The organism is Salinicoccus siamensis (genome assembly GCF_055391965.1).
In genome coordinates this window covers 1,505,709-1,521,080 of record NZ_AP043765.1, presented here as the reverse complement: position 1 = coordinate 1,521,080, position 15,372 = coordinate 1,505,709, and the positions used below count along the sequence as shown (strand labels likewise).

General features: G+C 48.7%; 11 protein-coding genes. 9 read left to right on the top strand and 2 right to left on the bottom strand.

Features of this window, described 5'->3' with window-relative positions; translation table 11 throughout:
* The 6 genes from carA to pyrE are packed head-to-tail and all read left to right on the top strand — an operon-like array spanning position 1 to position 7,246.
* Positions 1 to 1,083 carry a glutamine-hydrolyzing carbamoyl-phosphate synthase small subunit gene (gene carA / locus ACZ5LF_RS07805; RefSeq protein WP_380572125.1) on the top strand — a complete coding sequence of 361 codons (1,083 nt, stop codon included), beginning with the start codon at positions 1 to 3 and terminating at the stop codon, positions 1,081 to 1,083.
* Positions 1,076 to 4,252 carry a carbamoyl-phosphate synthase large subunit gene (gene carB / locus ACZ5LF_RS07800; protein WP_380571682.1) on the top strand — a complete coding sequence of 1,059 codons (3,177 nt, stop codon included), beginning with the start codon at positions 1,076 to 1,078 and terminating at the stop codon, positions 4,250 to 4,252. Before carA ends, carB begins: the two co-directional genes overlap by 8 nt.
* An 8-nt stretch (positions 4,253 to 4,260) precedes the next feature.
* A complete protein-coding gene (locus ACZ5LF_RS07795; protein ID WP_380571680.1) occupies positions 4,261 to 5,010 on the top strand; it encodes a dihydroorotate dehydrogenase electron transfer subunit in 750 nt (249 codons plus the stop codon).
* Positions 5,007 to 5,933, top strand: coding sequence for a dihydroorotate dehydrogenase (locus ACZ5LF_RS07790; protein WP_380571678.1), 927 nt, complete (start codon positions 5,007 to 5,009; stop codon positions 5,931 to 5,933). The genes ACZ5LF_RS07795 and ACZ5LF_RS07790 overlap by 4 nt, the downstream gene beginning before the upstream one ends.
* A complete protein-coding gene (pyrF, locus tag ACZ5LF_RS07785; RefSeq protein ID WP_380571676.1) occupies positions 5,933 to 6,631 on the top strand; it encodes an orotidine-5'-phosphate decarboxylase in 699 nt (232 codons plus the stop codon). Before ACZ5LF_RS07790 ends, pyrF begins: the two co-directional genes overlap by 1 nt.
* Positions 6,632 to 7,246 carry an orotate phosphoribosyltransferase gene (gene pyrE / locus ACZ5LF_RS07780; protein WP_380571673.1) on the top strand — a complete coding sequence of 205 codons (615 nt, stop codon included), beginning with the start codon at positions 6,632 to 6,634 and terminating at the stop codon, positions 7,244 to 7,246.
* A 42-nt stretch (positions 7,247 to 7,288) separates the two neighbouring features.
* Here pyrE and ACZ5LF_RS07775 read toward each other — a convergent pair whose 3' ends face one another.
* Together ACZ5LF_RS07775 and pulA are read right to left on the bottom strand one after the other, a co-directional pair.
* Positions 7,289 to 8,971, bottom strand: a complete 1,683-nt coding sequence (locus ACZ5LF_RS07775; protein ID WP_380571671.1) for a phospho-sugar mutase — start codon at positions 8,969 to 8,971, stop codon at positions 7,289 to 7,291.
* Positions 8,934 to 11,027: a type I pullulanase gene (gene pulA / locus ACZ5LF_RS07770; protein ID WP_380571668.1), complete on the bottom strand. Its 2,094-nt coding sequence runs from the start codon at positions 11,025 to 11,027 to the stop codon at positions 8,934 to 8,936. Before pulA ends, ACZ5LF_RS07775 begins: the two co-directional genes overlap by 38 nt.
* A gap of 158 nt (positions 11,028 to 11,185) precedes the next feature.
* Here pulA and glgB point away from each other — a divergent pair, with 158 nt between their 5' ends.
* Genes glgB through glgD form a run of 3 tightly spaced genes read left to right on the top strand, consistent with a single transcriptional unit; the run spans position 11,186 to position 15,363 of the window.
* Positions 11,186 to 13,111 (top strand): 1,4-alpha-glucan branching protein GlgB, encoded by a 1,926-nt coding sequence (gene glgB, locus ACZ5LF_RS07765; RefSeq protein ID WP_380571666.1) that lies wholly within the window; start codon positions 11,186 to 11,188, stop codon positions 13,109 to 13,111.
* Between the two features lies 1 nt (position 13,112).
* Positions 13,113 to 14,270 carry a glucose-1-phosphate adenylyltransferase gene (locus tag ACZ5LF_RS07760; protein ID WP_380571663.1) on the top strand — a complete coding sequence of 386 codons (1,158 nt, stop codon included), beginning with the start codon at positions 13,113 to 13,115 and terminating at the stop codon, positions 14,268 to 14,270.
* Positions 14,263 to 15,363 (top strand): glucose-1-phosphate adenylyltransferase subunit GlgD, encoded by a 1,101-nt coding sequence (gene glgD, locus ACZ5LF_RS07755; protein ID WP_380571661.1) that lies wholly within the window; start codon positions 14,263 to 14,265, stop codon positions 15,361 to 15,363. Before ACZ5LF_RS07760 ends, glgD begins: the two co-directional genes overlap by 8 nt.
* Positions 15,364 to 15,372: the final 9 nt, after the last annotated feature.

The following is a 15,372-nucleotide window of genomic DNA, read 5'->3' as shown; positions in this document are numbered from 1 at the left end:
ATTAAAGAGAGAAGATATCTTGTTTTGGAAGACGGTACCGTATATGAGGGGTATCCTTTCGGCGCCAATAAGGCAGCAGAAGGCGAGCTCGTCTTCAACACTGCCATGACTGGCGCTCAGGAAGTCATCACTGACCTCTCCTATACCGATCAGATCATCACCTTCAGCTATCCGCTGATCGGCAACACGGGCGTCAATATAGAAGACAACGAATCTCTGAAGGCGACGGCTAGGGGGGTTGTTGTAAGGGAAGCTTGTACAGACCCATCTAACTTCCGCACGACGGAGACGCTGGATACATTCCTGAAGCGACATGATATACCAGGAATCAGCGGCATCGATACGCGCAGCATCACAAGGAAACTAAGGGATGGCGGGGTCATGAAGGCAGTGATTACAGATGAGGCCTATCACGAAGACCTGATCGAGCTTCTGCAGCACTCCTCCTTCAGGACCGACCAGGTAAAGCGGGCATCCACCAAGAATCCGTATATCTCCACAGGTACCGGCCCGCGGGTGGTGCTGATAGATTACGGCAAGAAGGAAAACATCGTCAGACAGCTGAATGCACTCGACTGTGACGTGACGGTCGTACCGCACGATACAACGGCGGATGAAATCATCGAGATGAGACCTGACGGCATAATGCTGTCGAATGGTCCTGGGGACCCGGCCGATATACCCGACCAGGTCAAGACCGTCAAGGCACTCCTTGGCATCCCGCTCTTTGGAATCTGCCTTGGCCATCAGATACTCGGAATCGCATGTGGCGCTTCGACATATAAAATGAAGTTCGGCCACCGTGGCAGCAACCATCCAGTTAAGAATCTGGCCACCGGAAAGATTGAAATCACTTCACAGAACCACGGCTTTTCGATAGATGGTGCCTCACTGGTCGGTACAGGCCTAGAAGTCACCCACCTGGCACTCAACGACAGGACGATAGAAGGACTGCGCCACATTGAGTACCCGGCGTTCTCGGTGCAGTTCCACCCGGAAGCGGGCGCAGGTCCCCATGACTCTGAATACTTGTTCGAGGAATTTGTGGAATTGATGAAACAAAAGGAGGCCAACCATGCCTAAACGTCAAGATATAAAAACAATTCTGGTCATCGGCAGCGGTCCGATCATCATCGGCCAAGCTGCAGAGTTCGATTACGCAGGCACCCAAGCGTGCCTGGCATTGAAGGAAGAGGGGTACCGCGTCATTCTCGTCAACTCCAACCCAGCAACCATCATGACGGATAAGGAGATAGCTGATGTTGTATACATCGAGCCTCTGACGCCGGACTTCATCGCCAGGATCATCCGCAAGGAGCAGCCGGATGCACTATTGCCGACACTTGGCGGACAGGTTGGTCTGAATATGGCGGTCGAGCTCGATCGTCTGGGCATCCTCGAGGAAAATGGGGTGGAACTGCTCGGCACAAGACTCGAATCCATCAAGCAGGCAGAAGACCGGGATCTTTTCAGACAGCTGATGAATCAGATGGAAGTACCAGTACCGGATTCGGATATCATTACAACGCTTGAAGAAGCCAAAACATTCCAAGAGCGTGTAGGGTATCCATTCATCGTACGTCCTGCATTCACAATGGGCGGGACAGGCGGAGGCATCTGCCATAACGATGCGGACTTGAATGAGATTGTCGCAAACGGATTGAAATACTCTCCTGTCGGGCAGTGTCTTGTGGAAAAATCGATCGCAGGATTCAAAGAAATAGAGTATGAAGTCATGCGTGACTCGAACGACAATGCGATTGTCGTCTGTAATATGGAAAATATCGATCCCGTCGGCATCCACACCGGAGATTCCATCGTCGTCGCGCCGACCCAGACATTGACCGATAAAGAGCATCAGATGCTCCGGGACGTGTCGCTCAACGTCATACGCGAGCTGGGGATAGAAGGGGGATGCAACGTCCAGCTTGCACTCGACCCCCATTCCTTCGACTACTACATCATCGAAGTGAACCCGCGGGTATCGCGCTCATCCGCCCTTGCTTCCAAGGCAACCGGCTATCCGATCGCAAAACTTGCGGCAAAAATCGCCATCGGCATGACGCTTGATGAAATGATCAATCCGGTGACGGGTACAAGCTATGCTGCCTTTGAACCGACCCTTGATTATGTAGTGTCGAAGATTCCGCGCTTCCCGTTCGATAAGTTCGAAAAGGGAGAACGGAAACTCGGCACCCAGATGAAGGCCACCGGTGAAGTCATGGCTATCGGGCGGACATATGAAGAGTCCCTGCTGAAGGCAATCCGTTCCTTGGAATACGGCGTCCATCACCTCGGGCTGCCTAACGGAGACCAATTCGAACTGGACTACATCAACGACATGATAAAGAAGCAGAGTGATGAACGACTGTTCTATATCGGTGAGGCATTAAGGCGGGGCGTAGATAAGAAGACCATCCATGAATGGACGAAGATAGATCTATTCTTCCTGAGGAAATTTGAACACATCATCGAAATAGAGCATGAGCTGAAGGAGAACCCAGGGTCGCTTGATCATCTCAAATGGGCTAAAACCTATGGCTTCAGCGATAAGGTCATCGGACACCGCTGGAATATGGAGGAAGAGGAAGTCTTCGGCATCCGCAGACAGGAAGGCATCATGCCGGTCTACAAGATGGTCGATACATGTGCGGCTGAATTCGAGTCCAACACTCCATATTTCTATGGCACCTACGAACTTGAAAATGAATCAGCGGTCAGCACCAGGGAAAAGATAATCGTACTTGGAAGCGGTCCGATCCGAATCGGACAGGGTGTGGAGTTCGACTACGCCACCGTCCACGCAGTATGGGCAATCCAGGAAGCCGGTTATGAAGCGATAATCGTCAATAATAACCCCGAGACTGTCTCCACGGATTTCTCAATATCCGATAAACTGTACTTTGAACCGCTGACCCATGAGGATGTCATGAACATCATCGAGTTGGAACAGCCAAGAGGCGTAGTCGTCCAGTTCGGTGGCCAGACGGCCATCAATCTGGCTGACGGCTTGGAAGAAGCAGGGGTCAAGATCCTCGGCACATCCCTTGATGATCTGGACCGCGCCGAAGACAGGAAACGCTTCGAGGCACTGCTGCGCGATATAGATGTGCCCCAGCCTCTCGGCAAGACTGCCACGAACGAACAGGAGGCGCTTGAAAACGCTGAACTGATCGGCTATCCGGTTCTCGTCCGTCCGAGCTATGTCTTAGGAGGCCGTGCGATGGAGATCGTCCACAGCAGCAAAGAACTGAAAAATTACATGCGTGATGCCGTCAAGGCTTCACCGCAGCACCCGGTTCTGATAGACCGCTATCTGACGGGCAAGGAGATAGAAGTGGATGCGATCAGTGATGGTGAAAATGTCATCATCCCTGGAATCATGGAACATATCGAACGAGCCGGCGTGCATTCTGGAGATTCTATCGCGGTCTATCCACCTGTTACACTAAGCGAAACAGAGATCGATACGCTTAAGGACTATACGGTAAAATTGGCGCTTGGACTGAAGACAATAGGACTCATCAACATCCAGTTCGTTATCGCTGACGGTGAAGTGTATGTCCTCGAAGTGAACCCGCGCGCCAGCCGGACGGTACCGTTCATGAGCAAGATCACTGAAGTGCCGATGGCCGCCCTTGCCATGAAGGCGATACTGGGAGTGAACTTGAAGGATACTGGACACCCGATGGGATTGGCGCCATTCCAGGACGGTTATCACGTCAAAGCACCGGTCTTCAGCTTCAGTAAGCTGAAGAATGTGGACATCACACTTGGACCGGAAATGAAATCGACTGGTGAAGTCATGGGCAAGGATATGAGCTTGAACAAAGCATTGTATAAGGCACTGGCAGCAAGCGGGTTGGAAGTCAAGGACCATGGCACCGTTCTCTTCACTGTGGCGGATAAGGATAAGGAAGAAGCAGTGGCACTCGCCCAGAGACTGTCGCAATGTGGATTCAGGATAATGGCTACGGAAGGGACCGGAAAGGCGCTTGAGTCACGCGGCATTTCCTGCATCACCGTCGATAAGGTGCGGGAAAAGGAAAATAGTCTGCTTAAGGATATCCAAAACGGCAGCGTGCAGATCGTGATCAACACAATGACAAAAGGAAAGCAGGTTGAAAGGGACGGATTCAGGATCAGAAGGGAATCTGTAGAGAACGGTATTCCATGCCTGACATCACTTGACACGGCACGTACCTTGGTTGAAGTGATTGAAAGCATGACATTCAATATGGAAAAGATGTAGGTGATCATATGAAGACACTCATGACCATAATCGCCAATGACGAGATTGCCGATCGGATATTCGAGATGGAACTTGAAGGGGCGCTCACATCAGATATGAAGACGCCCGGACAATTCGTCCATGTGCGCATCGACGGGTCGACGGAGCATGTGTTGAGACGCCCCATTTCTATCGCCGGCATCGATCAGGAAGCTTCACGCTTTACCATCGTATATAGGGCGGATGGCGCAGGGACTTCAAAATTAGCGGCCAAGCGTGCCGGGGAGACGTTGGATATACTATCGCCCCTCGGCAACGGTTATCCGCTGGAACGTGACAGGCATGTACTCATAATAGGCGGGGGCATAGGTGTGCCGCCCCTTTATGAATTGTCCAAGCAGTTGAATGCCCGTGGCGTGAAAACCACCCATGTATTGGGATTCAATTCACAAAAAGATGTTTTCTATGAAGATAGATTCAGCGCACTCGGAGACACATATATTGCTACGGCTGACGGTTCTTATGGTATGAAAGGCTTCGTTACAGATGTCATCGAAACACTTGATGGGCCTTTCGACCGCTTTTATGCATGTGGACCGAAAGTCATGCTTGGGGCACTTTCCGAGACGATGGAAATTGATGGCTATATTTCGTTAGAAGAACGAATGGGCTGTGGCTTTGGTGTATGCTACGCGTGCGTATGTGAAACAACCCAAGGCGACTATATCAAGCTCTGCACAGAGGGTCCGGTCTTCAGGAAAGGAGAAATAGTGTTATGAACAAAGAGGCAATGCATATCTCCTTGCCGGGGTTGAACCTTAAGAACCCGGTGATGCCGGCATCCGGATGTTTCAGTTTCGGAGAGGAATTTTCACGGCTCTATGATCTTTCGCAACTCGGCGCAATAATGATCAAAGCTGCAACGCATGAAGCAAGAAAAGGGAATCCGACCCCACGTGTGGCAGAGACTTCAAGCGGCATGCTGAATGCGATTGGACTCCAGAATCCAGGAGTCGAGCACATCCTTCAGCATGAGCTCAAATTCCTGGAGCAGTACGATGTGCCCATCATAGCGAATGTTGCAGGCACTGAGATAGATGATTATGTGATGGTCGCGGATAAAATATCCAAAGCGGATAACGTCAATGCGCTGGAATTGAACATCTCATGCCCGAATGTCAAAGCTGGGGGTATCCAGTTCGGCACTGATCCTGAAACAGCCCGCCGGCTGACCGCTGAAGTCAAAGAGGCCTCTGATGTCCCTGTCTATGTAAAACTTTCGCCGAACGTCACAAACATCGTCGAAATGGCTAAAAGCGTCGGGGATATAGCCGATGGACTGACAATGATCAACACGCTTGTAGGCATGAGGCTCGACACGACAGGCCGGCCGATCCTATCCAACATCACTGGCGGATTGAGCGGTCCGGCCATCAAGCCGGTCAGCCTGAACATGATCTATCAGGTCCGGCAGCACATGCCTGATTTGCCGATAATCGGGATGGGGGGCATTTCAACAGTGGATGATATACTCGACTATATTTCAGTGGGTGCTGATGCTGTGGCGGTCGGCACGATGAACTTTACTGATCCCATGATCTGTCCAACTCTAATTGCAGGGTTGGAAGAACGCTTGAAAGATATGGGCATCCATCATATCCATGACTTGAAGGGGCGCGCCTACAAAAGGGAGGAAGACTAATGAACAGACCAATAGTTGCACTTGATTTCAGTACAATGGAGCAGGTGCGCGCATTTTTAAAACACTTCGATGAACCACTGTTCGTCAAAGTGGGTATGGAACTCTATCTGCAGAATGGACCGGAAGTCATAAAAGAATTGCGAAGCATGGGGCATGATGTCTTCCTTGACCTGAAGCTCCACGATATTCCGAATACAGTCGGCAAGGCGATGGAAGGGCTCGCTGCACTCGATGTCCAGATGACGAATGTCCATGCACAGGGGGGAGTAGCGATGATGAAGCGCGCTGCCGAATCGTTCAGGAACTATAATCCTGACGGGCTGCTCATTGCGGTTACCCAGCTTACATCGATGAGCGAAGAAGTGGTCCGGGAAGAACTGGGTTCCAGGTTGAGCCTCGATGAGAGCGTCGTTCATTTTGCCAAACTTGCGCAATCTGCAGGTCTTGATGGTGTCGTATGTTCTCCTCTTGAAGCAGAGCTTATACATGAAGCCTGTGGCAAAGAATTTATAACCGTCACCCCGGGGATACGCATGCAGTCGGATACGCAGGATGACCAGGTACGTATCATTACACCTGAAGGGGCTAAAAGTGCCGGGTGCGACTATATTGTGGTGGGGCGTTCCATCACCAGGGACCGGGATCCATCAGAAAAATACCATAGGATCAAAAAAGAATTTGAAAGTGGGGACAAATAGATGGAATTACGCACTGCAGAAATACTTCTTGATGTAGGAGCCGTAGAGCTGAGTCCTGAAGCACCTTTCACTTGGGCGAGTGGCATAGAATCTCCCATATACTGTGACAACCGCAAAATAATAGGGGATATAAAGGCAAGAAACGAGATTGCGGACGCATTCGCCTCAGTGATCAGAGAACACATGCCTGAAGCAGAAGTCATTGCCGGAACCTCCACCGCTGGAATTCCACACGCTGCGTTCGTCAGTGAGCGTCTGCAATTGCCGATGTGTTATGTGCGGGGAAGCAAGAAAAAGCATGGTAAGGGGAATCAGATTGAAGGCGCGGATATCTCCGGAAAAAAAGTGGTGCTCATCGAAGATCTGATTTCCACCGGTGGTTCAAGCATTGAAGCGGCTGAAGCCTTGAAGGAAGGTGGGGCTGATGTGCTTAAGGTGATCGGAATCTTCACCTACGGGCTGCCTCAAGCTACAGAAGCGTTCAATCAGTCGGGCTTTACCCTATATACATTGAGTAATCTCGATGCACTGGTCAAGGTAAGTGCCAATCGCGGCACGCTTTCTGATGGTCAACAGAAGACAATCATGGATTTCAAGACATCATTATCAAAATAAAAGCTCAAAATGGAACTTCAGTTCCATTTTGAGCTTTTTTCATCATACCCCAAAGATCATGTCATTTATGAATTTTGCCTCCTGTTCAATATGTTCACTGTCTAAAGAGGCGTAGAGTTTAATCTTCGGTTCCGTGCCTGACGGCCTTAGGGCGATCCAGCCATCCGCAAAATGAATTTTGATGACATCCGCCTGCGGGAGTTCAATCTTTTCTGTCCGGCCGTCCTGATATGTCCGGGTCTGAGTCTTAAAATCTTCAGACATGATCACTTCCCTCCGGTCGAGCTTTTTAGGGGTGTTGGTCCGGAACTGCCTCATGATTTCATTGATTTCCTCCTTGCCGCTGGTCCCTTCAAAGGTATGACTGAAAAGGACTTCCATGCGCCTGCCGTATGTTTCATAGATTGATTCCAATACATCCACAAGCGTCCGGCCTTCGTTCTTCAGCGCGCTTGCCATCGAGACGAGGTACGGTACAATCTGTATGGCGTCCTTGTCACGCACGAATGGTTCAAGGAGAAAACCGTAGCTTTCTTCATAGCCGAATATGAACTGTTTTTCGGGATTGTCCTCAAGCAATTTGATCTGCTCGCCGATATACTTGAAACCAGTCAGAACTTCTATCATCTCTGCACCTTTGTCTTCTGCAATCTTACGGCCCAAGTCACTTGTCACAATCGATTTGATGACGACCGGACTTGGTCCATCGTGGTTATCCAGGCGATGATTGAGAAGCAGTATACCGAGCTGGTTGCCGTTCAAATGGACATACTCACCATTATGCAGGACCTGCACTCCAATTCTGTCGGCGTCGGGATCTGTTGCAATGAGCAGATCGGCTTCGTTCTTGCTGCCGAGTGTCCGAGCCCCTTCAAACGCAGACTCGTTCTCCGGGTTTGGAGATTCGACTGAAGGAAAATCACCATCGGGGCGACATTGCTCTTCGACCAGTTGATAACCGTTGAATCCAAGTGTATCGAGCAGCTCGGGTACAATCGGTACACTCGTTCCATGAAGGCTTGTAAATACGACTTTAAGGTCAGATTTTGGAATTCCTGGAATGAACGCAGTGATTTTCTGTTTGTAATGCTCTTCCATTTCAGTGGAAATGTATCCAGCGTCTCCGTTTTCCAACGCTTCTTCAAATGGAGTGGAGGTAATGTTGAATATATCCTCTATCGCATTGATCTTGTCACTGAGTAGTGAAGCAGGCCGATCGATCAGCTGGGCGCCATCCGGACCGTACACTTTGATGCCGTTATACTCCGGTGGATTATGGCTTGCCGTTATCATGACACCGAGGTCCGCATCGTGTTCCCTGACATGGAACGAGAGCTCCGGTGTTGAAATATATTGTTTCGAGAGCTTGACTGAAACATTGTTGGCAGCAAGGACACTCGTCATGGCCTGGGCGAACTCGGGTGAAAAGTGGCGGGTGTCATAGCCGATGACGACGAGTGGGCCATCATGATCTTTAAGGCTATGTGCAATGCCGAGCGCCACTTTCTCGACTGTATATCGGTTCAGACGGTTCGGTCCGAGGCCGATTTTTCCTCTTATGCCTGCTGTCCCGAATGCAAGCGTACCTGTAAATGCGTCACTCTTCTCTTCTTCTGGTAGACGGTCGTACTGCTCCTGTGTGATGAAACTTCCCTCGATATGCTTTTCCCATTGTGTTCTTTCCACTTCAATCACCTTCCTGGTCTGTTGTGTATTGGTCGACATCGGCCATCTTCCTCAGTATAACGATTTCATACCCTTTGATGTAGAGGCTGTTGGCATATATGGCCTTATCATGCCAACGCTGGTTGGAGAGTATGATCCTATAGGACTCATCCGAGCCATAGCCGAGCTCGACGGATTTTTCCGTCGGGTTGATGATGATCATAAACTCGCTCGCCTCATAGCTGATCTGCACCCCGAAGGCTTGCGGCAAGTTGTTGAACGTCATGAACGTAAGCGCCTTTTTGATTTCATCGGGATTTTTCAGGCGGAAGACATCTTCTTCCAGTCTGAAACGAATCACTGCTTTGATGAATTCAATATTGTCCTGATACTTGGCTCTGCGGTTCCAATCCATGCGGTTCAGCAGATCACTTAGATTATAGGTATTCCCATGACCATACTTGGTTCTGAAGAATTCCTGTCCGGCATGCAGAAACGGTGTGCCGAATGATAGCAGGGTCAGTGCAGTTGCAAGCTGATGCTGGCTTTCAAGCACATACTGCCGCTTGTCCGAGGAGTACTTGAGGCGGTCATATAGCGTATGGTTGTCATGAACTTCCACGTAATTGATGCTCATACCCGGGTTGAATGCCTTGAAACTCCCTGTAAACATTTCTCTTATGGCCTGGGCGCCCTGACCATCACCATTTACATACCCCTTTTCGCTCAGTTCAAAATTGCTGCCTTTGATCGCATCTCGGAAATGATCGTTGAAGAAATGCACATTCGGAACACGATCTGCAAATTCAGGGAGTGTCTTCTTATGATACTCCAAGGCTGTCGGCAGGTCCCAACCTTCCCCGAGCAGAAATATTTCCCGGTCCTGTGCTTTTGAGATGTGTTCTATACCCTGCATCGTTTCGATGTCGAGTGCCCCCATAAGATCAAACCGATAACCGTCCACCCGGTAGAAATCGAGCCAGAACTCCATCGTGTCAAGGATGAAGCGGCGTGCCATCATTTTCTCTGAGGCGAAATCATTGCCGACTCCCGTGCCATTCGACAAGGATAGTTCAGCATTATGCCTGAAGTAATAGCCGGGCACCAATTTCTCGAAACTCGAGTGTTCCACCTTATATACATGATTCAAGACGACATCCAAAATGACTTTCATGCCATTCTCATGTAATGTAAGTATAAGTTTTTGGAGTTCAACGATGCGGCTGATTGGATCTGACGGATCAGTTGCATAACTGCCTTCAGGCACCATAAAGAAATGGGGGTCATATCCCCAGTTATAGCTTTTATCCCGGTTCAATTCATCGACGGTCGAAAAGTCATTGACCGGCATCAATTCTATGTGGGTGACCCCTAGCTCCTTCAGATAATTGAGCCCGCTGCTCAGGCGGTGGCCGGTCTTTGTATCTTCCGTCATCCCGAGATAGAGGCCTCTCCATGCTTCACTGACACCGCTGTTGGGATGACTGGTGATGTCTCTTACATGGGTTTCGTAGATGATTGCCGAATCATTCGGGATATCTGGTACATGATGTTTCCGGTAGTTGGGGTTGATGCGTTCGAAATCGACAACCATCGCCTCTTTTGCGTTGGCTGACACTGCCTTTACATACGGATCGATGACGAAATGCGTCACATGATTGTGGCTCACTTCGAAATGGTAATGCTTGCCGTGACAATCCTGGGAAATGACTTTTTCAAAGTAGCCGCCAATTTTATCCATGTTATAAGACTGGCCATCAAGAAGCAGTCTGCACTGGAAGACTGTCGGAGCAAACACCCTGAAAATGGTCTGTTCTTTTGTATAGATGGCACCCATCTGCTGATCGGTTGCATATTTCAGGTCGAATTCTGTAGAAAAGGTGTAGCGGCCCATCTTGAGTGGCGTGTGCTGCCCACCTATAATCAGAAAAGTGAAGTGATTGAGGTTCAAGGGGTGTGCCAGCGAAACGGTGGTGCACTTATTGCTGATATGGGTCGGATGGATTTCAAGTGCTTCGTCATTCTGCATCACAGAAATGGAGTCTGTATTTTTAGAACTGGCATTTTTTTTGACTATGGTAATCTGATCTGATGCATCTAGATATGCGTCATACATAAAGATCCTCCATCTGGTTGTAGTAAATGATTTTTGCATGTATAATTATTCTTTGAATAAATATTCTGAAATTGCTGTAAATGTATCATTCCAAATTTATAAGTTGCATCATCATAAAAATGGGTATGGACATAGTATAACGTAAAGGGGGAGATATTTTGAGTGCAGAGTGGTTGGAAATGGATAAATATCTGTTTCACCAGGGCACCCACTACAATGCCTACCAATTCATGGGGGCTCACGTTTTGGGTGATGAGGTGCGGTTCATCACCTGGGCGCCGAATGCTACGCACGTGCAGCTCGCGTGCGAGCACAATGACTACAGCGGTGAAGACATGGATTTTGAGCCTTTTGGCGATCAAGGTCTCTGGATCTTCAAAACCCCCAACATGAAAAAAGGGGAGGCCTATAAGTATAAGATTTATTTTCAGGGCACGTCCCATCTGAAATCAGACCCCTACGGATTCTACCATGAGCGGCGGCCGGCAACAGCCAGCATCGTCCATCACGATGATTTCACCTTTACGGATGATGGATGGATGTCGAAAAGGGGCCGGAGCAATGTCTATCAGGAGCCGATCAGCATCTATGAAGTCCATCTGGGGACTTGGATGAGACACACCGTGGACAGTGCAAATTATGGCACCGTCGATGAGCTGACTGATGCTGCCCATTTCAGCTATGATGAAATTGCCGAAGCACTGGTGCCATATGTGGAAAAAATGGGATACACACATGTAGAGTTCATGCCTTTGACTGAACACCCCTTTGACTTGTCCTGGGGGTACCAGGTGACGGGCTACTTCTCTCCGACCAGCCGTTTTGGGGAGCCGACTGGATTGAAGCGTCTGATCAACCGTCTGCACGAAGCGGGAATCGGTGTCATCATGGACTTTGTACCTGCCCATTTCTGTAAAGACGCGCATGGATTAAGGATGTTTGACGGCATGCCTGTCTATGAACATCCTGATCCGAGAATTGCTGAAAAACGTCAGTGGGGGACATTGACGTTCGATTACGGACGGCCTGAAGTACAATCTTTCCTCATCTCTTCGGCGATGTATTGGTTGCGTGAATTCCACATCGACGGGCTTAGGATCGATGCTGTCCACAGCATGATAGACCTGAACTTCGAAAACCATGAAGCCCAGGATAAAATCTATAACGAAGATGGCAGCGAAACCAACATTGCCGGGGTGGAGCTGCTGAAGAAATTGAATAAAGCTGCCTTCTTGTATGATGAAGCGCTCCTTATGATGGCGGAAGATTCTTCCGATGAGGCGAAGATTACCCACCCGGTCCATACCGGCGGGCTCGGTTTCAATTTCAAGTGGGATCTCGGCTGGATGCATGACCGGCTTGATTATATGGAACAGGATTTCTACGGACGGGCAAACATCCACAATAAGCTCACGTTTTCGATGGCATATAAGTATAATGAGAATTATTTGCTGCCTCTGTCCCATGATGAGGTTGTCCATGGGAAGAAATCCATAGTCGATAAGATGGCAGGAGACCAATGGCAGAAATTTGCGCAGACCCGATTGTTATATGGCAATCAGACTACAGAACCAGGGAAACAGCTGCTGTTCATGGGGCAGGAAATAGGGATGTTCCATGAGTGGAAGGATAAAGGACAGGTCGACTGGCACCTTCTCGAATATCCGTACCATCATTCCCTGCAGAAATATACTGCTGACCTGAACGCGTTATATAGGGCGCATCCTGAGTTCCATAAATGGGATTATGTGCCTGAAGGGTTCAGGTGGCTGCTTGTCGACGATAATGCGCATTCCGTCCTAAGCTATGTACGCAGATATAAGGAAACTTTTAAAATATGCATATTCAACTACCGTCCGGAAGTATATCATGATTTTAAGATTCCAGTGCCTGAACCCGGCGTCTACCGGGAAATCTTCAATAGTGATGAAGACAGATATTCAGGTTCCCACGTCATAAATGACGGCAGGCATTTTTCAATGGATGAACATTATATCCGTGAAGACCAATATATAAAAGTATCCATCGCACCACTTGCTTTTCAAGTATTCGATCTAGAAGATGACACAGACAGGAGGAAGTAATATGACATCTAATACTGTAGCCATGCTGTTGGCAGGGGGAAAGGGGACACGGCTTGGCGAACTGACGAAAGACATCGCCAAGCCAGCTGTACCATTTGGGGGAAAGTATAGGATCATCGACTTTACAATGAGCAACCTGGCCAATTCGGGTATTTCGACAGTCGGAGTGCTCGTACAATACTCACCCCTGATGCTCAACAAGCATATCGGCATCGGTAAGCCTTGGGGGCTTGACAGGCAATATGGAGGAGTCAGTGTGCTCTCGCCGCATTCCAACCGTGAGGGTAGCGCCTGGTTCAGTGGTACGGCGGATGCAATCGTCAAGAATCTGCATTTTATCGATCAATATGAACCTGATGATCTGATTGTCCTGAGTGGCGATCACATCTATCAGATGGATTACACCAAAATGCTCGAATTCCACCAGGCCAATGATGCCGATGCCACCATCTCGGCAATTGAAGTGCCCTGGGAAGATGCCAGCCGATTCGGCATTCTGAACACGAATGAGGATATGAGCATATATGAATTTGATGAGAAGCCCGAGGAGCCAAAGAACAACATGGCTTCAATGGGAGTCTACACCTTCAAATGGAAGACGATCAGACCGTACCTATTAGAAGATGAGGAGAATGAAGACAGTGACCACGACTTCGGGAAGGACATCATCCCGATGATGCTGTCAGATGAAAAGAGATTGTTCGCCTACAATTTTAAAGGTTACTGGAAAGATGTGGGCACAATCAAAAGTTACTGGGAAGCAAATATGGATCTGCTGAAAGACGATTTCCAAACCTTGCTGATGTCCAAAGAATGGCCCACTTATTCTAACGAAGAAAATCGACCACCGGAGTACATCGGAGAGACATCAGAGATAACAGATTCACTCATCTCCCCGGGTTCCTTCATTGAAGGGAAAATCGATAATTCGATACTCTTCATCGGTGTGGAGACGGGTAAAGGCTCCATTATAAAAGATTCCATCATACTACCTGATGCTGTGATCGGCGAAGGTGTCCGACTTGAGCGGGTGATCGTCACTTCGGGAGTCGAGGTGCCGGATGGCGCTGAAATACTCGCCAAGGATGAAGAACCTATCGTCATCAGTCATGATACTTTAAACGACTATCTGCCAAAGGGGGGCAATCATAATGGATAATGAAATATTGGGGCTGATCAATCTCCAGCCCGAACAGGATTACCTGGATGAATTGACTTATTTCAGGAGCGGCGGATCAGTGCCATTCATGGGACGCTACAGACTGATCGATTTCGCGATCACCAGCATGAATAATTCAGGCGTCAATGTCATTGGAGTATTTGCCGGCAACAAATTCAGGTCCTTGCTCGATCATCTGAACCGCAAAGAAGATTTTGGCATTGAGGGAAGACAATCCAAAATATTCGTCCTGCCCCCTGACTGGAACGATCCAACCGATGTATCGGAGGGAGATCTGAAGCACTTCCACAACCATTCGGACCTGTTCAGCCGTTTTAAAGGGAACCACGTGCTCATCTCAGGGTCCCAGTTCATATCGAATACCGATTATTCTGAAGCGGTGGAAGAGCACATCAAAAATGACAGGGACGTGACATTCGTTGCAGAAAAAGTTGAAACCCCTCCAGAAGGGCCGATTCTGCGACTTATTACAGAAGGGGATCAGGTCGCTGGATTTACACACGACCAGGAAAATCCGCACCTTTACACAGGCGTTTACATCATTAAAAAAACCGTCCTGATGAATATCGTCACATTCTGCATAAACAACTATAAGCCGAGTTTCTTCCATAATGGCATAAGGGAGAAGCTTGAAGAGTATAATACAGGTTTTTTCGATATAACGGCAAAGACACATTATTTCCATTCGATTGAAACATATTTCAACAACAGCATGGCATTGCTGGAAAAAGACCGCTACCGCAAATTCTTCTTCGGCAAGAACAAAGTGAAGACGAAAGTGAGTACCAGACCGCCTACGCTCTATAAAAAAGACAGCAACGTCAAAAAATCGATCGTGGCGAATGGCGTCACGGTCGAGGGCAAAGTGGAACGCTCGATAATCGGCCGCAATGTCAAGATTGGCAAAGGGGCGGTCATCAAGAACTCTATCATTTTTGCAAACTGTACAATCGAACCTGACGTGCATCTGGAGAATGTGATATTGGATAAAGACGTCAGGATTACAGAAGGGCGCCAGCTGATGGGTTCTGAAGAAAAGCCTTATGTCCTGGCCAAGCGTACAGAGATCTAATTTGAAATG